Below are 250 nucleotides of genomic sequence, written 5' to 3' on the forward strand. Positions count from 1 at the left end.
CGGGTCGGAGGCACCGCCCTTGGCGGACAGCCTTCAGGAGGGGGTCGGCTCACGTGGGCTCATGCCGGAGCTCTCTGAAGTCGCCGAGCGGTTCATCGAGTCTGCGGCGCTTCTCGCCAGCCTGCTCGGCGAGGCAGCGGACGTTGACTGGTCGGGGGTCGTGATCGGGTATTGCAAGGCGACGGAAGTAGAAGCTGTACGGCGTATCGTTGACCCGTTCCGTCGCCGCATCAGCCAGGCGCCAGAGTCT

At 66.4% G+C, this 250-nt stretch carries 1 protein-coding gene; it reads left to right on the top strand.

The annotated features are described in order from the left end of the window. Positions 1-19 precede the first annotated feature (19 nt). Positions 20-250: hypothetical protein (locus SAZ04_RS22630; protein ID WP_332699969.1), on the top strand; the 231-nt coding region annotated here is incomplete at its 3' end.

Origin of the sequence: Halalkalibacter lacteus (assembly GCF_036663595.1) — a bacterium.
Taxonomy (GTDB): domain Bacteria; phylum Bacillota; class Bacilli; order Bacillales; family Bacillaceae_D; genus Halalkalibacter; species Halalkalibacter lacteus.